At 68.2% G+C, this 20026-nt stretch carries 13 protein-coding genes; 8 read left to right on the forward strand and 5 right to left on the reverse strand.

Translation table 11 applies throughout. From position 1 onward, the window contains the following. Positions 1-177 precede the first annotated feature (177 nt). Positions 178-1464: an MFS transporter gene (locus tag IEX18_RS05470; protein ID WP_229664379.1), complete on the forward strand. Its 1287-nt coding sequence runs from the start codon at positions 178-180 to the stop codon at positions 1462-1464. Here the strand turns inward: IEX18_RS05470 and IEX18_RS05475 are convergent. From IEX18_RS05475 to IEX18_RS05490, 4 genes are read right to left on the reverse strand one after another with little or no spacing between them, the layout of a single operon-like run. Beyond that, the gene (locus tag IEX18_RS05475; protein ID WP_188657646.1) at positions 1461-3338 is read right to left on the reverse strand and encodes a bifunctional sugar phosphate isomerase/epimerase/4-hydroxyphenylpyruvate dioxygenase family protein; all 1878 of its coding nucleotides are present in this window, start codon (positions 3336-3338) and stop codon (positions 1461-1463) included. The two genes, IEX18_RS05470 and IEX18_RS05475, sit on opposite strands and share 4 nt — an antisense overlap. Next, a complete protein-coding gene (locus tag IEX18_RS05480) occupies positions 3335-4381 on the reverse strand; it encodes an SMP-30/gluconolactonase/LRE family protein (protein WP_188657647.1) in 1047 nt (348 codons plus the stop codon). Before IEX18_RS05480 ends, IEX18_RS05475 begins: the two co-directional genes overlap by 4 nt. A 2-nt stretch (positions 4382-4383) precedes the next feature. After that, the gene (locus IEX18_RS05485) at positions 4384-5943 is read right to left on the reverse strand and encodes a carboxylesterase/lipase family protein (protein ID WP_188657648.1); all 1560 of its coding nucleotides are present in this window, start codon (positions 5941-5943) and stop codon (positions 4384-4386) included. Then, on the reverse strand, positions 5940-6914 hold the full coding sequence (locus IEX18_RS05490; RefSeq protein ID WP_229664380.1) for an alpha/beta hydrolase: 975 nt from the start codon (positions 6912-6914) through the stop codon (positions 5940-5942). Before IEX18_RS05490 ends, IEX18_RS05485 begins: the two co-directional genes overlap by 4 nt. A gap of 157 nt (positions 6915-7071) precedes the next feature. Here IEX18_RS05490 and IEX18_RS05495 point away from each other — a divergent pair, with 157 nt between their 5' ends. The 3 genes from IEX18_RS05495 (at position 7072) to IEX18_RS05505 (ending at position 11696) form a co-directional block, all read left to right on the forward strand. Then, positions 7072-7761, forward strand: a complete 690-nt coding sequence (locus IEX18_RS05495) for a TetR/AcrR family transcriptional regulator (protein ID WP_188657649.1) — start codon at positions 7072-7074, stop codon at positions 7759-7761. Positions 7762-7839: 78 nt separating this feature from the next. Next, on the forward strand, positions 7840-10806 hold the full coding sequence (locus IEX18_RS05500; RefSeq protein ID WP_229664381.1) for a TonB-dependent receptor domain-containing protein: 2967 nt from the start codon (positions 7840-7842) through the stop codon (positions 10804-10806). Between the two features lie 56 nt (positions 10807-10862). Then, on the forward strand, positions 10863-11696 hold the full coding sequence (locus IEX18_RS05505; RefSeq protein ID WP_188657651.1) for a shikimate dehydrogenase: 834 nt from the start codon (positions 10863-10865) through the stop codon (positions 11694-11696). 39 nt (positions 11697-11735) lie between these two features. Here the strand turns inward: IEX18_RS05505 and IEX18_RS05510 are convergent, their stop codons facing one another. After that, positions 11736-13514, reverse strand: coding sequence for a pectate lyase-like domain-containing protein (locus tag IEX18_RS05510; protein WP_229664382.1), 1779 nt, complete (start codon positions 13512-13514; stop codon positions 11736-11738). Positions 13515-13646: 132 nt separating this feature from the next. Between IEX18_RS05510 and bla the strand changes: the two genes are divergently transcribed. The 4 genes from bla to IEX18_RS05530 all read left to right on the forward strand — a co-directional run bounded on the left by bla (position 13647) and on the right by IEX18_RS05530 (position 19992). Next, complete coding sequence (gene bla, locus IEX18_RS05515) at positions 13647-14705, forward strand: class A beta-lactamase (RefSeq protein ID WP_188657652.1); 1059 nt, start codon at positions 13647-13649, stop codon at positions 14703-14705. Between the two features lie 256 nt (positions 14706-14961). After that, positions 14962-16500: a flavin monoamine oxidase family protein gene (locus IEX18_RS05520; RefSeq protein ID WP_188657653.1), complete on the forward strand. Its 1539-nt coding sequence runs from the start codon at positions 14962-14964 to the stop codon at positions 16498-16500. 380 nt (positions 16501-16880) lie between these two features. After that, positions 16881-19418 carry a TonB-dependent receptor plug domain-containing protein gene (locus IEX18_RS05525; RefSeq protein ID WP_229664383.1) on the forward strand — a complete coding sequence of 846 codons (2538 nt, stop codon included), beginning with the start codon at positions 16881-16883 and terminating at the stop codon, positions 19416-19418. Positions 19419-19473: 55 nt separating this feature from the next. Then, the gene (locus IEX18_RS05530) at positions 19474-19992 is read left to right on the forward strand and encodes a RidA family protein (protein WP_188657655.1); all 519 of its coding nucleotides are present in this window, start codon (positions 19474-19476) and stop codon (positions 19990-19992) included. Positions 19993-20026 lie beyond the last annotated feature (34 nt).

Consider the following 20026-nt stretch of genomic DNA (forward strand, 5'->3'; position numbering starts at 1 on the left):
CCAGACCCACGGCCCCGCCCATCGCCGCACGCGCGGACCGGCACCAGCGGCTGCGCCCGTCGGTCCACAGTCGACCGGGACGGTGCTACCGCGATAGAGGCGCCCGCGACTAGGCGATACGCTATTGTTACGAACTCGTTCGTAACGTATCAAGCCTGCATAATGATGGAGAGGGGCATGGCAGTCAGCCATATCGGAGAGGCGCGGCCGACGCGCGTCCGGCACACAATGCTGGCATTGATCGCGACCGGGACGCTCATCAATTATCTCGACCGGACGATCCTGGGCGTGGCGGCGCCGTCGCTGACCAGGGAACTCGGCATCGACGCGGCGCTGATGGGGGTCATATTCTCCGCCTTCAGCTGGTCCTACGCCGCGGCGCAGGTGCCCGGCGGTGCCTTTCTTGACCGGTTCGGTACGCGGCTGACCTATTGCCTGTCGGTCGGCCTCTGGTCGCTGCTGACGCTCTTCCAGGCCTTTGTCGGCGGCGTCGCTACCCTGATCGGGCTGCGGCTGGCGCTCGGCGTCGCCGAAAGCCCCTGCTTCCCCGCCAACAGCCGCGTCGTCGCGACCTGGTTCCCGCGGCAGGAGCGCGCCTTCGCGACCGGCGTCTATACCGTGGGCGAATATATCGGCCTCGCCTTTCTCAGCCCGCTGCTGTTTGCGATGATGGCGGCCTTCGGCTGGCGGTCGCTCTTCGTCGTGGCGGGTGCGATCGGCATCCTGTTCGCCGGCGTGTGGTGGTCGGGTTATCGGGAGCCCCGGCAGAGCCGGGCGAATCAGGCGGAGCTGGACCTGATCGTCGCGGGCGGCGCGCTGCTCGACCAGCCCGTCCGCCCGAAATTCGACTGGACGGGCGCCGGCAGGCTGCTCCGGACCCGGCAGATGTGGGGCATCTGCCTCGGCCAGTTCGCCGGCAATTCGACCCTCGTTTTCTTCCTGACCTGGTTTCCGACCTATCTCGCGACCGAGCGGCACATGGACTGGCTGAAGATCGGCATCTTCGCGGTCGCGCCCTTCATCGCCGCCTCGGTCGGCGTGCTGTTCGGCGGCTGGTGGTCGGACCGGATGCTCCGCCAGGGCCATTCGCCCAATGTCGCCCGCAAGCTGCCGATCATCCTGGGCCTGCTCCTCGCCTCGACGATCATCGGCGCCAATTTCGTCGAGAGCAACATCGCGGTCATCGCCATCCTCAGCGTCGCCTTCTTCGCGCAGGGCATGGCGGCGCTCGGCTGGACGCTCGTGTCGGATCTGGCGCCGGAGGGGATGCTGGGCGTGACCGGCGGCGTGTTCAACCTCGCCGCCAACCTCGCCGGCATCGTCACGCCAATCGTGGTCGGCGCCATCGTCGCGACGACGGGCAGCTTCTTCTACGCGCTCGCCTTCATCGGTGTCGTCGCGCTGCTGGGGGCGCTCTCGTACATCTTCATCCTCGGCGACGTCCGCCGGATCGTGCTGGATTAATCGGGCGGCGGCGCGGGCCGGAAGCGGTTCTGCGCCGTCAGCCGGATGGTGGCGTTTGGTGCGCCATAGCCGTCATAGCCGCGCCGCTCGACATATTCGAAGAAGAAGGTGCGGAGGAAGGCGCGGCTGTAGAGCTGCCGGTAGCGGCGGCCCGGTCCCTCCTCGTCGATCAGGATGCCGTAGCGGCGGGCGCGCGCATCCTCGTCGGGCGACAGGCCGAAGCGGGCGCTGACGTCGTCATGATAGTTGGCGGGGATCGGCAGCGGCTCCAGTCCGCGCTTCGCCAGCACCGCGGCCGCCTCGTCCATGTCCGCGACCGCCAGCGCGATATGCTGGAAGCCCGCGCCGAACGACTGGTCGAGGAACCGCGCCGACAGGGCGTTGCGGGCATCGGTGCTGTTCAGCGTGATCCGGAACGTGCCGTTCCGCCCCCGGATCGCCTGGCTCTGGACGAGGCCGTTGGGATCGATCACGTCCTGCGGCGTCTGCACCTCGACGTCGAACAGCGCCCGCCAATAGAGCTGCCAGGACAGGAACTCGTCATTGGTGACGGTCGCGGCAAGATGGTCGATCGCGGTCACGGCCAGCGGCGCGCCGCCCGGTGCGCCGGGATCGATCACGAACTCGTCCTGCCACAGCGTCGTGGCGGCTTCTGCATCGATCACATAGACCAGGCTGCCGGCGACACCGCGCAGGGCCGGCATCGCCGGCATGTCGCTGGGATGCTCGGCCATGCCGAGCGCGCGCGCGCGCGCGATGGTCGCGGGCCCGTCGGTCACGACCAGCCCGATCGCACAGATCGCGGTGCCGTGGGTGACGCGATAGGCTTCCGCGAAGCCGTCGGGCTCGAAGTTCAGCACGAAGTTCGCCGCGCCCGCCCGCCACAATTCGACCCGCTTGCTGCGATGAGTGCCGATCCGGTCGAAGCCGGCGCTGCCCAGCATCGCCGCCAGATCGGCGCGATCGGCATCGGCGACCGCGAACTCGACGAACTCGACCCGTTCGATCGTCGCCCGTGCGGGCATGGCGGGCGTTCGGCCGAGCTTGCGTGCGGCGGCGTCGCGCAGCGCATCGAGCGCGCGCAGGCCGTCGCGCGCCACCATCTCGGCGCTGTTCGCCCGAAACCGGTCGTTGAAGATCTCGAGGCTCAGCGGCCCGTCATAGCCGATGCGCAGGATCTCCGCGACATAGCCCGTCAGGTCGAGCCCACCCTGGCCCGGCAGGTTGCGGAAATGCCGGCTCCAGTAGAGATAGTCCATGTCGAGCAACGGCGCGTCGGCGAGCTGCACGAAGACCAGCTTGGCCGGATCGATCGCCCGGATCGATTCGCTCGGGATCCTGCGGGAGAGCGAGTGGAAGCTGTCGAGCAGGATGCCGATATGCGGGTGGTCGACCGCCTGGACGATGTCCCATACCGTGCGGTGATCGTCGACATGCCGCCCCCAGGCCAGCGCCTCGTACCCGACCGTCACGCCATGGTCGGCGGCGAGATCGCCCAGGTCGCGCAGGTCGGCGACGATGCGCTCGCGGTCGCCCAGCGATTGCGGCGCGCAGTTCGAGCAGAGCAGCAGCCGGTCGCAGCCGAGCGTGCGCATCACCGCGAACTTCTGCCGCGCCCTCGCAAAGGCGCGGGTGCGATAGGGTTCGGGCATCCCCTCGAAATCGCGCAGCGGCTGGTAGAGGACGCAGGTCAGCCCCAGCTGGTCGAGCAGCGCCTTCACCTCCTCCGCCGACAGGGCAGAGGCGACGAAGTCCGTGTCGAAGATCTCCACCGCGCGGAAGCCGGCGGCGGCGGCGGCGCGCAGCTTGTCCTCCAGCGTCCCGCTGATCGAGACGGTCGCGATCGCGTTCGGCGATGCCGGGGTCGGGGTCATGGCGTTTCCTGCTGGGGACGGACGATGGCGAGACGGGCGGACTGGAAGGATCCGAGCCAGAGCTCCGTCCCGACGAAGGTCGCGGCGGACAGGCCGTTGAACCCCGGCTGCGGCCGGCCATAGGCGACGGTGGCGATCCGGCGGCCTTTCAGGTCCAGCGCGCCGACCACCCAGCCGCGATGGCAGAGCATGGGATCGGCGACGCCGTTCTCCACCCGGCGCAGCCCGCCACAGGCCGGCTCGTCGAGCCGCATCCCGGCCAGGAGCAGGCGGTTGCCGCTCCAGTGGATATTGTCCGGCAGGAAATCGGGCGCATCGATCCGCGCCACCGGCACGCGCGTATCGGCCCGGTCGAAGACGAGCACCGCATGCCAGCCAAAGGCGACGACATAGAAGTGCCGCTCGTCGGGATCGACTTCCAGGCCATTGTTACCGGGCAGTTCGGTCCCGGGCAGCAGGGTGAAGCCCGGCACTCCCGGCCGATGCTGCCACACGCCGCCGGTGGGCCGGCCGAGCATGAAGTCGGCGATCGTCGTGCCCGGACGGGTCAGAACGGTGACGAGGATGGTGCCATCGGCAAAGGCCGCAACGCTGTTGCCGACCTGTCCCGCTGGCATCGGCAGGCAGCCCCGCCAGCGCAATCGGGGCCGGTCGCGGTCCAGCGAGACGTCGAACCGCTCGATCGATTCGCGGCCGCCATGATTGACGACCAGCAGCTGCCAGCGTTTCGGCCCGGTCGCCCGCAGCGACAGGCCGCGGGCATTGAACAGCGCCGGGTTGAGCGGTCCGGGGCATGTGCCGTCGCGCGGCGGGGGCGTGGGCGGCCCGGTGTACCAGCGCATCGCGCTGCGGCCGCGCGTATCGACCAGCTTCAGTCCCGCCCCGGGGGCGAAGCCGCTGGCGATCAGCCACGGCGTACCGGGGATCGCCAGCACGTCCTCCGGCTTCTCCGCCCCGCAGACATAGTCGAGTTCCGGGTCCGGGGCGCAGACGGGCTGGTCCCCGGCCGGCGCGGCCAGCAGCAACGCCAGGGCGACGAGCATCGTCAATCGCGCGGCCGCGTCCCCGACGCGCGCGGTATCGGCGGCGCATCGGCGAACAGGGCGAGGTCCGCGAAATGCGGCCAGGCGACGACGCGGCTCTGCGGCGCCAGCAACACGAGCCGGGGCTCCTGCGAGCGGAAGGCCGGCCAGGCGCCCAGCATCGGGCTGGCCGGCCGGCCCATGCGGGCAAAGGCGAGCAGCGCGTCCGAAATCTCGCGCTCCAGCGCGACATCGCCCGGTTCCCAGATCCGCGTCTGCCGGAACAGGTTGAGCGCATCGCGGGTCCGCAGCCAGTAGGGTACGTCCCCCGTGTGATAGGCGCCGGCCGTCGCGGGATCGTGATCGCTGAAGCCGATGCCCGGCGCATAGGGCTGCCGCCGGGTGAACAGATAGGCATAGGCGGGGGCGCGCCCGAACCGCGCCTGATGCTCGGCCCATCCGGCGACCTGCACCCCGACGGTAGAATCGCGCGCGATGTCCAGCGCGTCGCGGGCGGGATCGCCGCTGTCATAGGCCGCCATCAGCGGCGCCGCGCGATCGTCCAGCACCCTGGCCAGATCGGCGCGCGTGCGGACCGGGCCGAGCGGACGGAAGCTCTCGTCGCGAGTATAGCCGATCAGGATCGGCACGTCCGACTGCCGTCCGGCCGCGAACACCTCGGCGGCACTGCCGGTGACGACATGCCCGTCGCGCACGATCGCCGCGCGTGCGGTCTGCGCGGCCGCGATCCGGTCCCCCGGCAGGGTGCGCAGCTCGGCGAGCGAGGCGGCGCCCAGCTCCCGGGCGAGCGCCACGCCCTGCGCCTCCGCCGTCGCGAGCGGCGCGGGCCCGAGCATCCCGCCGAACGGACTGCCGCTCATCCCCACCGCGCGCTGGAACAGGCCCCGTGCCAGCGGGCTCATCTGGAGCAGCGCGACGGACATGGATCCCGCCGACTGGCCGACGATCGTGACATTGTCGGGATCGCCCCCGAAGGCGGCGATGTTGCGACGGATCCAGCGCAGCGCCGCGATCTGGTCCATCAATCCGTAATTGCCCGAGCCGCCATAGCCGCTCTCCCGCGTCAGCTCGGGATGCGCCAGGAAGCCGAGCGGACCGACGCGATAGGCGATGTTGACGCGGACGACGCCGGCGCGCGCCAGCGGCTCGCCCGAATAGTTCGCCATCGAGGCCGAGCCGATGTTGAAGCCGCCGCCATAGATCCAGACGACCACCGGTGCCTTGCGCGTCCGGCGCGGCGCCCAGATGTTGAGGTAGAGGCAGTCCTCGCTGGTCGCCTCCTCGCCGAAATAATGGTTCTGCCGGCTGCCGCGCAGGGGCTGCAGGCATTCGGGGGCATAGCGGTCGGCATGATAGGTGGTGCTGCGCTTCGCCGGCGGCTGGGGCGGCTTCCAGCGCAGGGCGCGCAGCGGGGGCGCCGCGAACGGCACGCCCAGCCAGGCGTCGACGCCCGATGCCAGCGCCACGCCTTCCACCCTGCCTTCGCCGGTGACCGCGACCGGCGGTGCGGCCGCGGCGGTCAGCAGCAGCGTAGCGGCGAGGAGGGCGATGCGGCGGATCATCGCCGCGCCACCCCGAGCACCTTGTGGAAGAAGTCGAAGGTCGCGTTGGTCGCCTTCAGCGTCGCGTCGCGCGTCGCGGCCGGGGTCGCGCCGATGAAGCTGTGATCGACCGCGGGGATGTAGATCGCCTCGACCGGCACGCCCGCCGCCTTCAGCGCCGCCTCGCCCAGATGCGACTGGTCGACGGGAACCACCTTGTCCCCGGTGCCGTGGATCAGCAGGAACGGCGGGTCCTTGGCGTCGATATAGGTCACCGGGCTGACCGCGCGCAGCCGATCGGCCGGGCACGCCCCCTGGCAGCCCAGCAACTTGCCCCCTGCCGCATTGCCGTCCGGCGTCGCGTTCATGCCGGTGAAGTCGTAGACGCCGTACCAGGTCACCACCGCCTGCACGCAGGGGTCGCCCGCTGCGGCGGGATCGAGCGCGGTGTTGCGGCAGGTCACGGCGGTCAGCGCCGCCAGATGGCCGCCCGCCGACCCGCCCCAGAGCCCCGTCCTCGCCGGGTCGATGCGATAGGCCGCAGCGTTCTTGTGCAGGAAGCGCAGCGCCGCATTCGCGTCCTGGAGCTGTGCGGGAAACTTCGCCTCGCCCGAGAGGCGGTATTCCAGGCTGGCAACGGTGAAGCCCTCCGCCGCGAGCGCCGCGAGCACCTTCGGGAAATCGGCCAGCGCGCCCGAATGGCGGGTGTGCCCGCCGATCCAGCCGCCGCCATGGATGTAGAGGATCAGCGGGTGCGGCCCCGGGGACGCGGGGACGTAGATGTCGACGATCTGCGGACGATAGCCGGGCAGCGTCTGATAGGTGACGTCGCGATAGGCCTTCACCCCGTTCGGGAATGCGACGGGCTGGATCGGGAAGCGATCCTCCAGCACCGGCGTCGCGGCGACCGGGAAGTCGCGAGCCTGCGCGCCGGCCGCCCCCGGCATCAGCGCGGGCAGCAGCCCGACCATGATGAAGCTCGCGAATCGCATTCGGCTGTCCTCTCTGTCCTGTTGCGCGCCTGTTGGCGTCGCCTTCCTGCTACCATCCCCAACCGCATGCGAAAAGATGTAATAGGAACTGGTTCGTCACATTTATTCAAAGTGGCGAGACTTGCCTCTCTCCGCCTGCGCATTAGGACCGGGGATCATGCCGTCAGCATCAGCGCAGGCTCCCGAGCCGACCGACAAGCCCGTCCGACGCAGTCGCGCCCAGGTCCGCGAAGAGGCGATCAACGCGATCCTCGACATCGCCACGGCGGAGTTCGTGGAGAAGGGCCTGGCGGGGGCCCGCATCGACGAGATCGCGGGCAAGGCGACCAAGCGGAAGATCTACTATTATTTCGGCAGCAAGGACGAACTCTACCGCGCCGTCCTCGAGCGCGCCTATCGCCGGGTCCGCGCCAGCGAGGTGCAGGTCGATATTGACAGCGGCACCGCCGTCGACGCGCTGCGCCGGCTGATCGAGCACGACGTTCACTATCATTCCGAACATCCCGAGCTGGTACGGCTCGTGATGAGCGAGAACATCCACCGGGCGGAGCATCTGAAGCAGATCGACGGGCTGCCGGCCGGCAACCGACAGGTCATCGACATCCTGTCGCAGATCCTCGCCCGGGGCGAGGCGGAGGGGTTGTTCCGCCGCGGGATCGATCCCGTCGACCTGCACATGAACATGACCGCGCTCGCCTTCTACAACGTCTCGAACCAGTTCACCTTCGCGCACAATTTCGGGGTCGACATGACCAGTCCCGCGGCGATCGCGCGGCGGGCGGCGCAGGTCGCCGACATCCTGCTGTCCTGGGTGCGCCGCGACGCTCGCCCCGACGCGCATCCATGATCGATTGACAGGAACCAGTTCGTAACACTAATGATCCTGCCAAGATCGCCGGACCACCGGCGGCATGGGAGGATTGCTATGGGGTTTTCGCGCACGCGCTTCGTGCTCTCGTCGTCGCTTCTGGCGATCGGCGTCAGCGTCGCCGCTCCGGTTGCGGCACAGGTCACCGCACCTCCGACCGACACGCCCGCGGTAGACCCGACCGCCACGTCGGGCGACAGCGAGGCCGATGCCCCGGACATCATCGTCACCGGGTCGCTGATCCAGCGCCCGAACAACAGCTCCGCCAGCCCGATCGTCTCGGTCAGCGATCAGGCGATCCGGGAAACCGGCGCGGTCAACGTCGTCGACGCGCTGAACCAGATCCCCAGCTTCACCACCGCCGGCAACGGCAATACCGGCGGTCAGGGCACCGGCGGCCGCTCGACGGTCAACCTCCACGGCCTCGGCTCCAACCGCAACCTGGTGCTCCTCGATGGTCGCCGCCTGCCGGTGTCGGACATCAACGGCAATGTCGACATCAACATCCTGCCCGATGCGATCCTGGGCGGCGTCGACGTGATCACCGGCGGCGCATCGGCGGTGTACGGGTCGGACGCGATCTCGGGCGTCGTGAACTTCAAGACCGTGCGCAGCCTCCAGGGGGTTCGCGTCGATCTGCAGAACGGCATCAGCGAGCGCGGCGACTCCTACCGCTTCAACGGCTCGGTCGCCTTCGGCAGCAAGTTCGCCGACGATCGGGGCAACGTCGTCGCCGCGTTCAGCTATGCCAAGCAGGATCCGGTCAACGGCAGCACGCGCCCCTTCTTCTATGACAAGACGCCCTCGTCCTTCATCGGCACCGGCACCTTCGTTCCCAGCGCGACGAACGCGCCGACGGCCGCCGCGGTCAACGGCGTCTTCTCGGGCTATGGCGTCACGTCCAGCATCAACCCGCTCCTCAACCTCGGCTTCAACAATGACGGCTCGCTGTTCGTCCAGACCGGCGCGGTGAACTACAAGGGGCAGCGCAACGGCGGCGGCTATCTGATCGTCGGCAACAATGTGCGCATGCCCGTCGGCCAGCAGATCGACTTCCAGAACGGGCTCCAGCGCAAGACCGCCTTCATGAAGGCCGATTACACGGTCTCGCCGGCACTGACCGTCTATGGCCAGTTCATGTATGTCGATCTCGCCGTCAACACCGCCAGCGGCGGCAGCCTGACGCAGTTCGGACAGCTGACGACCGTCCCGGTCACCAACCCGTTCATTCCGGCGGCGCTGCGCACCATCCTCGCGTCGCGGCCCAACCCGACCGCCAACTTCACCTGGAACGGCCGCTATGTCGGCGTGCCGTACAAGAACTGGAACGAGGATTACACGATCCAGCAATATCTGGCGGGCGTGAAGGGCGAGATCGCGCCCGGCTGGACCTATGACGCCTTCGCCTCGTACGACCGGTCGGTCCACGACCAGCAGTTGAACAATGCGATCCTGAAGAGCCGGGTCCAGGCGCTGCTCAGCGCCGCGGATGGCGGCGCGTCGCAATGTTCGGGCGGCCTCAACATCTTCGGCGACGCCAATGCGCGCAGCCTGTCGCCGGCCTGCGTCGCCTATATCACCAAGACCGCCTTCTCCCGCGAAAGCCTGTCGCAGACCCAGGTGCAGGGGCAGATCAACGGCCGCCTCTTCGATCTCGGGGCAGGCCCGGCGCAGCTGGCGATCCTCGCCGCCTATCGCCGCAACACTTATGACTATGTGCCGGACAGCGATCTGCGCGCGCAGAACATCGAATCGGTGATCGCCTCGGCGCCGGCCTCGGGCAACATCTCGGTCAAGGAAATCGCGGCGCAGATCGATATCCCGCTCCTCGCCGACAAGCCCTTCTTCCACGAGCTGGGGATCGGCGCCGCGGTGCGCCTGTCCGACTATTCCGTGACCGGCTCGGTGACGAGCTACGAGGCCGATGCGCGGTGGCGGCCGATCCAGGCGCTGCTGGTGCGCGGCAGCTACCAGCGCGCGGTGCGGGCCCCCAATATCGGCGAGCTGTTCACGCCGGCCTCGGGCACCCAGCTGGTCATCGGCACGCCGCCCGGCGCGCTGGGCGATCCGTGCGACGTGCGCTCGACCGCGCGCACCGGCAGCAACGGCGCGCGCGTCGCGACGTTGTGCGTCGCGCAGGGCGTGCCGCAGGCCGCGATCGGATCCTACACCTTCCCCACCACCGCCACCGGCCAGACGATCGCGGGCAATACCGGGCTGACCCCGGAAAAGGCCGACACGTTCAACGCCGGCTTCGTCTTCGACTCCCCTGCGCGCGACGGGCTGCTCGGCGACTTCACCCTGTCGGTCGACTATTACAACATCAAGGTCAGCAACGTCATCTCGACCGTACCCGGCCTCACCGTCCTGTCGAAATGCTTCAACCTCGACGGAACCAACCCCAATTACGATGCGGGCAACGCCTATTGCGCGCTGATCCGGCGGACCGCGACGGGCGAGATCGACACGGTCAACACCCCCTATCTCAACATCGGCGGGCTGCGCACCGACGGTGTCGAGGTGCAGGTCAACTGGAGCGTCGCCGCGCCCTTCCTGGGGGAGACCAGCCGGCTGTTCGTCAATGCCGGTGCCGACTGGACCCGCAACTACAAGGTGCAGCTGCTGCCGGGCACCGCGTTCCTCGACTATACCGGGATCAGCAACGGCGGCGCCGGGCCGACGAGCGTGCCGCCGCGCGCGACACCCAAGTGGAAGGGCCTCGCCTCGTTCGGCTATCGCTCGGAGGGGGGAACCCTGGGGATGCGCTGGCGCTATCAGGACAGGCTCGCCGATGTCAGCTCCGTCCTGACCCCGGCCACGGCACAGGTCGGCGTCGCCGCCTATTCGCTGTGGGACGCCTTCGCGACGGTGAAGGTGGAAAAGCAGTTCGAGCTGCGGTTCGGCGTCAACAACCTGTTCGACAAGGCGCTGCCCTTCGTCGCCAGTTCGCAGAACGGCACCGACGTCGCGCTCTACGATCCGATCGGCCGCTCCTTCTACGCAGGTGTGCGGTTCAACTTCTGACCACCACAGCCACGGGGCGGCGCCGCGCCGCCCCGGCGACGGCACAAGGACGTGCAATGATCCAGTCGGGCCTGATCGGCCGTTCCATCCTCGCCTCCCGCTCGCCCTGGCTGCACGAGGAAGAGGCGCGCGCGCAGGGATTGTCGCTCCGCTACACGCTGTTCGACTTCACCGACCGCGGCTGGGCGGACGACGCGCTCGCCCCCACGCTCGACCGGTTGCGGGCGGAGAGATTCGCCGGGTTCAACGTGACCTTCCCGTTCAAGCAGGCGGTGATGCCGCTGCTCGACGAGCTGGCGGACAGTGCCCGTGCGGTCGGCGCGGTGAACACCGTGGCGATCCGGGACGGCCGGCTGATCGGCCACAATACCGACATGACCGGCTTTCGCGACGCCTTGGCCGCGGGACTGCCGGGCGCCGACCGTCGCGCCGTGCTGTTGCTCGGCGCCGGTGGCGCGGGCGCGGCGGTGGCGAGCGCGCTCCTGTCGCTCGGCGCCGGCGAACTGACCATCGCGGAGGTCGACGTGTCGCGGGCCGAGGCCCTGGCCGATCATCTGCGCGCCCGCGGCCATGCCGGTGGCACCATCCGCGCATGCGCGGTCGCCGCGCTCCCGATCGGCGACTTCACCGGAATCGTCAACGCGACCCCGATCGGTATGGCGGCCCATCCCGGGCCGCCGATCGACACGCATGCGCTGCGTGCCGACCAGTGGGTGGCCGACATCGTCTATTTCCCGCTGGAAACCGCGCTGCTGCGTGCGGCAGCGGCCCGCGGCTGCGCGACGCTGGACGGCAGCGGCATGGTCATAGGGCAGGCGGCAGAGGCATTCCGCATCATCACCGGCCACCCCGCCGACCCCACACGGATGCGCGCGCGCTTCCACGGCTGAACCGGTCCCGCGCCGGTATCGATCCTCACCATCCTCCTGTCACTCCGCGGGCGGCGTGGGCCGGGCCGGGGGGCCGCTGCCGGCGTACCGGCTCAGCGTCTGGCGGACGCTGCCCGGCCGCGCGGCCTCTCCCGCATCGTTGACGAGGTGGGCGATCGTTCCCTTGCCGCCGCCCAGCGAGATCGTGGTGACATTCCGTACGCTCACGCCCGGCGTGTCGGGCACCTCCACCGCACTCGCGAGCACGATCGAGGGATCGGCGGTGAAATTGGCATAGATCCCCATGCCTACCGCCGCGTGCCGGCGCACGGGGTCGGCGACCTTGTAGGCCGCCCATCCGCGTTGCGAGTCCGCGCGCCAGGCACGCTGGCTCGGCGGATCATAGGGCAGTTCGTTCTGGTAGAAGAAGGTCCGGCCGTCTTCGCCGTTCCACAGCGTCTGCCAGCCCTGGAAATGCTCGACGAACAGCCCGTAGCAGGTGACGTGATCCCCGTTCACGACGAGCCCGTGGGCCCCCCGGCTCTCGTCCCAGCCGACATGGACGCGGCCGCCGTCGCGATCGCCGTGATCGGCGCGCCAGATCCAGAGATGGTCGCCGATGACATGGTGACTGTTGATCTCCAGGCAGGTGCCGGCATTCCCCACGGCAGCCCCGCCGACGCGGAAGAAGACGTCGCTGAGCAACGTCGGATTGCCGCGATGGTCGCCCTTGGCGCCGCGTGGTCCGACCTGCACCAGCACGGGCGTATTCTGCGGCCCCGCGTCGACCAGCAGTCCGGCGATCGTCACTCCCGGCACGTCGGCGACTATGAGCGTGGCCGACCCGTGATCGGCCAGCAGGGTCGCCAGACCGAGGCCGAGGACGACCGTATCGGTCCGCACCACCCGCAGCGGCTCGCGCAACCGATACACACCGGGCGTCAGCAGAAGATGGCGCCCGGCCGCGAGCGCGCGGTTGATCGCCCCGACCGGCGTCGTCGGATCGGCGACCAGCACCTGGTCCAGGGGTATGTGGCGCCCGGCGGGCGGCCGATCCCACGACACGCCGCTCGCATCGTGCCGCAGCGCCGGGACGAAGATGGTCCATTCGCCCTCCGGCCCCACGCACAGGAACGGCTTCTCGCGGATCACCGGCACGGTCGGCAGCGTCGTATAGGGTGGAGCCGGGAAACTCGACACGGGCGCGCCGGCAACGCCCATGAACATCATGTTCCAGTTCGATCCCTCCCAGCCGTGCAGGCGGCTGTTGCGGGTGAACCATTGCTGCTGCGTGCCGGACCGGATCGTGCCGTCGACCCGGCAATCGGCCATGAAGCCGCCGCTCGACCAGCCGCCATCGTCCAGCGCCAGATCGCCGGCCAGATGGATGCGGCGATAGGGAGCAGCCTGAGAGACGGCCCAGCGATCCATGCCGTCGGGCGGCCGAACCGCCAGATTTTCCACGCTCCGCCAGAAATTCACCAGAGCCATGCCCTTGGCCCAGTCCGCCTCGGCATGGACGTGGCCGGTCACGCTCACGTCGCCGGGCACGATGCCCAGACCCGCGACCTGGGTGAAGAAGCCGACATTGATGTCGAGGCGGTGATGGCCCGGCTTGAGCAGGATCGCTCGACACCGGTCGGTGAAATGCGCGCGCTCCTGCTCCTCGAACCAGCGGTCGATTGCCGCCTGCGCACCCGGCTGGCCGGGATCGACGACGAGGACGTTGGGCCCGAGATCGGGATCGCGGCTCCTGCCTGCCGAGGCCGCTTTCGCCATCGCGCCGATCCCGATCGCGGCCATGCCGGCGACCAGCCCGCGACGCGTCGTTGTCGTCATCCTGCCCTCCCCTGTCCGGCGCGACCGCACCGCCCGGCGGATCCTGCGCTTCCAGCGCCATCGAGGCCAGTATACTCCGCTCGGACCTACGCGCCGACGAGCATGCGCTGGCGCGAAGATGCACCTCGGCCCATGGCCAGCCTGACGGCCCGGCATCGACGGCCCTCACCATCCACCGCCTGCCGGGGATGCGAGCGTGGCGGATCCCGACAGGCCCAGTTATCATGCTGCGAAAGAGCTAGGACACAGGCAGACGCGCCGATGAATCGTCGATACTTCCTCTGCGGCGCCGGGCTCGGCCTGATCGGTGCGCGCGCGGCGGCGACGCCGTCGTACGACCGGGAGGCCGTCGCCGCCCTGCGCGGAGTGGAAAGCGCCGTGGGCGGACGGTTGGGCGTGCTCATCAGGGACACTGCCACCGGACGCAGCATAGGTTGGCGACCGCGCGAGCGCTTCTGCCACTGTTCCACCTTCAAGCTGTCCCTGGCGGCCATGGCGTTGCGCGAGAGCGACGCACGGCGTCTCGATCTTGCCGAACGGCTCGCGATCGCGCCCGCTGACATTCTCGAGCCCTCGCCGGTCGTCGCAAGCCATATGGCGGCCGGCCGCATGTCCATCCTGGCGCTGGCGCGCGCGTCGCAGGTCGCGAGCGACAACGCCGCCGCGAATATCCTGATGCGGCGGCTCGGCGGTCCTGCCGCTCTGACCCGCTTCTGGCGCGGGATCGGCGACGGGACGAGTCGGATCGACGGATACGAGCCCGACATCAACGTCATCCCCCCGGGTACGGGGGAGAACAGCACCACGCCGGAGGCGATGGCGAGAAGTCTCGAGCGGATGGTGTTGGGAGACGTGCTCGCGCCGTCCAGCCGCAAGCTGCTGCGCGACTGGATGGCCGAGACGGTGAGCGGCGCACGCCGCCTGCGCGCCGCCCTACCGCCGGGATGGAGCGGCCTCGACAAGACGGGCACGGGGATGCGGCCCGGCGTCGGCAACAAGACGAACGACCTGGCGGTCCTGCTGCCGCCGGACGGGCGCGGTCCGCTGGTGATCGCCGCATATCTCGAGACGCCGTTCGCCGCGCAGGTGCGCCCCCGCGACGAGGCGGCGCTGAAGGCCGTGGGGGATATCGCACTGACCTGGTCGCGACGGCGAAAGCTGTCACCGTCCGCTTTAGGACTGACGCGATAAACAAGTTGCACTTTAATGAAGAATAGGTTTCATTTCGAATCACTCGCCACGCATGCGAGTGACCGAAAGTTGCGCGGCCGTCTGTTTCCAGGCGGCTTCGGGGCCTGTGATCCTGACGCCGAGAGGGTGCCGAGGGAAAGGTGAGACGACGCTTTGTCGTCTCTCTTCTTATCAGCATCTGGGCCGGGGGACGGGCGGTATGACAACACGGCGAGCGCTACTGGGTAAACTGGGGTTGATCGCGGGACTTGGGCCGATGATGGGTGCCATGCAGGCACTCGGCGTGGCCGGCATCGCTCATGCGCAGGACTGGGAGCCACTGCCGTCGGGGATCGGGCGCGGACGGCACGTGGTGGTGCTGGGCGCCGGGATAGCAGGCCTCACCTCCGCCTATGAACTCGAACAGGCAGGCTTTCTCGTCACCCTGCTGGAAGCGCGCGACCGGGTCGGCGGCCGCGCCTGGACGGTGCGCGACGGCGACCGCATCGAGATGAACGGCGAGGAGACGCAGACCGCGCGCTTCTCCGACGGCATCTACTTCAACGCAGGGCCCGCGCGCATCCCCAGCTTCCATCAGGGGCTGCTCGGATACGCCAAGAAATTCGGCGTGCCGATGGAGGTGGAGGTCAATTCCAGCCGCTCCGCCTACATCATGGGCGACGACGGATCGAAGATCCGGATGCGGACCGCGATCAACGACATGCGCGGGCGCATCGCCGAATTGCTCGCCAAGGCGATCAACCAGGGGTCGCTCGACCGGGATCTGACGGCGGTGGATCGCGAGCGCCTGATGCCCTTCCTCAAGGCCTATGGCGATCTGGATGCGACCGGCGGCTTCAAGGGCACCGAGCGTTCGGGTTTCGGCACGGCGCCGGGTGCGGGAGTCACCTTCGCCTCGCCCTCCACGGCGATGCCGCTCGACCAGCTGCTCGCCAACCAGCGGCTGCCGATGACGCTGTTCGAAGACAATCTGTACATGCAGGCGACGATGTTCGAGCCGGTCGGCGGGATGGACCGCATCCATGCCGGCTTCGACCGCCACCTGCGCCGACCCGCCCTGCTGGGGGCGGAGGTCACGCAGATCCGCCAGAGCCCGTCGGGGGTCAGCGTCGTCTATCGCGACCGGAGCAGCGGCGTCGTCAGCACGATCGCGGCGGATTATCTGGTCTGCACCATCCCCTTCCCGGTGCTGGCGAAGATCGACACCAACTTCTCGCCCCGGCTGAAGCGCACCGTCGCAGCGGTGCAGTATGACTATTCGAACAAGGTCGCCTTCGAGAGCCCCCGCTTCTGGGAGCGCGAGCAGATCTATGGCGGCATTTCCTTCGTCGGCGGACCGACCGCACTGATCTGGTACCCCTCGGCCGGGCTGCACAGCGAGCGCGGGATGATCCTGGGCTGTTACAGCTCCGGTCCGGCGGCGGCCGAGTTCCAGAAGCGGCCGATCGCCGAGCAGATCGCCTTTTCGCGCGGCGTGATCGACCGGCTTCACCCGGGTCATGGCGCCGACTGCGTCAACGGCCTAGCGGTCAATTGGCACAAGATCCCGTTCAGCCTGGGGCCGTGGCCGGACTGGAACGCCGGCAGCGCCAATGGCCGGCAGGAGGGTCATATCGACACGGCCGACTTCCGCTTCCTGCAGGAACCGGAAGGCCGCATCTACTTCGCCAGCGCGGCGCTGAGCCAGACGCCGGGCTGGCAGGAGGGCGGCATCCAGTCCGCACGGCGACAGGTCTCCGCCCTCGCCCGTCGTACCGCGACCGACGGTGGCGCGGTCAGTCGGCGCGCCGCCTAGACGCGCCGGCGCGGCGCGGCGCACCCCTACTTAATAGCTCGAGCATCGGACTCGACACCTCGGCAGCGGTCAAAGGCTGCCGGGAGCGCCGCGCTGCGCCGACGCACGGAAGCAACATTGTTGTAAAAATGCTACATAAATCCAACAATCCTAAAGCAATCTTCATAATGATCTTGTCATAAATTCCCGAACCCCAAATCATCACTGCGTCATCCGACATGATTCTTCGATTAGAGAAAGTATCAGCCAAGCCCACTACTGCATCATAAACAGCATATCCGGGAGGGGATCCTGTTTGTCACGTCACGACAAGGGGGATTACTATGCGCAACTATGTCACCGTGTCGCATATTGCATTGGCAACATGCTGTATGCTGGGAATGAGCGACGATGCATCGGCGCAGCAACCCGGCCCCGTACTGGTCCCCGTGAGCGCGACGGTCGCGCCCGATCCGCTGGCGGACCCGGCGCCAGCGACCGATCCGCAGGACGGCAACGAGATCATCGTCACCGGCACGCGCGCGACCGGCATCACCGCGGCGGAAAGCGCCGCGCCGATCAAGGTGCTGGGCGAAGAGGCGCTCAGCCATGTTGGCCAGCCCAATCTGAACCAGGTGCTGACCCAGCTCGTCCCCTCCTTCGTCGCGCAGGCCTTTGGCGGCGACACGGCCAATCTGACCCTGTCGGCGCGGCTGCGCGGGCTCAGCCCGAACCACACGCTGGTGCTGGTCAACGGCAAGCGGCGCCACGGCACGTCCAACCTCGCCGTACTCGGCGGACCGTTCCAGGGCGCCGCGACGGCCGATCTCGACCTGATCAGCCCGTCCTCGATCAAGCGCATCGAGGTTCTGGAAGACGGCGCCGCCGCGCAATATGGCTCCGATGCGATCGCTGGCGTCATCAACGTCATCCTCAAGGACGATGCCGAGGGCGGCGACGGCTATATCACCGCGGGCAAGAACTATGACGTCGGCGGCGATACGCTGGCGGGCACGCTGCACCTCGCCACCCGGGTCGGCGAGACCGGCTATTTCAACGTCACGGCCTTCCACCGCTTCCACGATTTCACCCAGGTCGGCGGGCTGGACCGGCGCGTGACCGACATCAACGGCAATCTGCTGACGGCGACGTCCAATCCCTCGCTCAGCGCGATCCAGCGCCAGCTGTTTCCGCTGATGGACAACTTCCCCTATGTGAACAAGATCAACGGCGACGCGCAATCCTCGCTGACCAACCTCCAATACAACACCGCCTTCGATTTCGGCAGCGCGGAGGTCTACAGCTTCGGCACCTATTCGAAGCGGATCGCCAGCGGCCGCCAGAATGTCCGCGTGCCGACCCGCGTGTCGCGGACCGTGGCGGGGGTGACGACCTATTTCGATCCCGAGGGCGACAGCCCGGTCAACGGCTTCACCCCGCGCGAGAAGATCCGCGAAGACGACATGGCCTTCACCGGCGGCGTGCGCGGCACGGTGAGCGGCTTCCAATACGATCTGTCGAGCACCTTCGGGCAGGACAAGGCGCAGATCTTCACCGTCGATTCGGCGAACGCGTCGCTCTATGCCGATACCGGCTTCACCCCGACGAGCTTCTATAACGGCGTCTTCAAATCGACCGAGTTCACCGTCAACGCCGATGTCCGGCGCGAGATCGAGGCGGGTTTCGCGACCCCGATCACCGTCGCCTTCGGTGGCGAATACCGGCGCAACGTCTACGAGATCGGATCGGGCGACCCCGGCTCGATCTACAAGGAGGGCGGCCAGGCCTATCCGGGCTTCCGGCCCTCCGATGCGGGCGTCAACAGCCGCACGGGCAAGTCGCTCTACCTCGATCTGGCGACCAATCCGGTCGAGGCGCTGAAGCTCGATATCGCCGGTCGGTACGAGCATTATTCGGACTTCGGCAGCCGCTTCATCTACAAGGCGACCGGGCGCTACGACTTTTCCGACGCCTTCGCCCTGCGCGGGACCATATCGACCGGCTTCCGCGCGCCGACGCTGGCCGAATCCTATTATTCGGCGACCAACGTCTCCCCCACCGCCGCCTTCGTCCAGCTTCCGGCCAACTCCGCGGCGGCCAAGCTGATCGGCTTCCAGAATCTGAAGCCCGAAAAGTCGACCAACTATTCGCTCGGCACCGTCATCCGGCCGCTGCCCGACCTGACGATCACGCTCGACGCCTATCAGGTGAAGATCCGTGACCGCATCCTCGGCACGGGCTCGATCTTCGGCAGCGGCGGCGCCGTCAACTTCGCGGTGGTGCGGCAGGCGATCATCGCCAACGGCAACGTCCTCGATCCCACCGTCAGCCAGACGGGCATCAACATCTTCACCAACGGCGCGGACACGCGGACGCGCGGCGTCGATCTGGTCGTCAGCTACACCTCCGACTTCGGCGACGCCGGCAAGGCCGTCTGGACGATTTCGGGCAATTACAACGAGACCAAGCTGCGCCGGCTGATCGCGGCGCCCGCCACCCTGACCAATCCGGCGACGGGACAGGTCATCCCGCTCTTCAACCTCGGCGCCCAGTCGAACATCGAGACGGCCTCGCCGCGGGTGAAGCTGATCAACTCCGTCCTCTACAGCATCGACAAGTTCTCGGCGACGCTGCGCGGCACCATCTACGGCAAGAGCTCGGCGCAGCTCAGCCCCGATGGCGGCACCTTCTACAAGCAGACGATCGGCACCGCGTTCATCGGCGACATCGAGCTGAACTACGACATCACGCCCAACCTCGGCATCGCGATCGGCGCCAACAACGTGTTCAACAAGACGCCGCCGACCATCCCGCTGGTGCCCGGCACGACCAACCAGACGCTGGTCAACGGCGGCAATGTGCTCGACGCGCCGCTCACCTTCAGCCCCTATGGCATCAATGGCGGCTATTACTATGCTCGCCTGAACGTGTCCTTCTGACAATCGGCGCCGGGCGCTCCGCGCGCCCGGCGATCAGCCACCGGAGTCGCTACCCATGATGTTTCGTCTGCTCGCCATTCCCGCCGTTGCACTGGCCTCCATGCTCTCGGGCACAACGCCCGCCACCGCGCAAAGCGGCACCGTCACCCGGCACGCCAACACGCCGCCGGGACTGATCCTGCAAGGCGTGACGGTGCGATCGGGCGCGACGATGCTCTATCTGTCCGGGCAGCTTGCCTCGCCGCTCGATCCCGCCAGCAAGACTCCCGCAGCGCAGCTCACCATCGCCGACTATGGCGACACCAAGACCCAAACGGTCAGCATCCTCAACAAGATCAAGGGGATCCTGGCCGCCCGCGGCTTCGCGATGGGCGACATCATCAAGATGACCGTCTTCGTGGCTGGTGACCCCAAGCTCAACGGCAAGATGGACTTCGCCGGCATGAACGACGGGTTCAAGCAATTCTTCGGGACGACGGAAAACCCGAACACGGTCGCCCGTTCGACCGTTCAGGTTGCGGCGCTCGCCGGGCCGGCCTTTCTGGTGGAGATCGAGGTGACCGCGGCGAAATAGCCGCTCCGGTTGCCGGAGCGCACCGCGAGACCAT

The organism is Sphingomonas metalli (assembly GCF_014641735.1).
Classification (GTDB): Bacteria; Pseudomonadota; Alphaproteobacteria; order Sphingomonadales; family Sphingomonadaceae; genus Sphingomonas; species Sphingomonas metalli.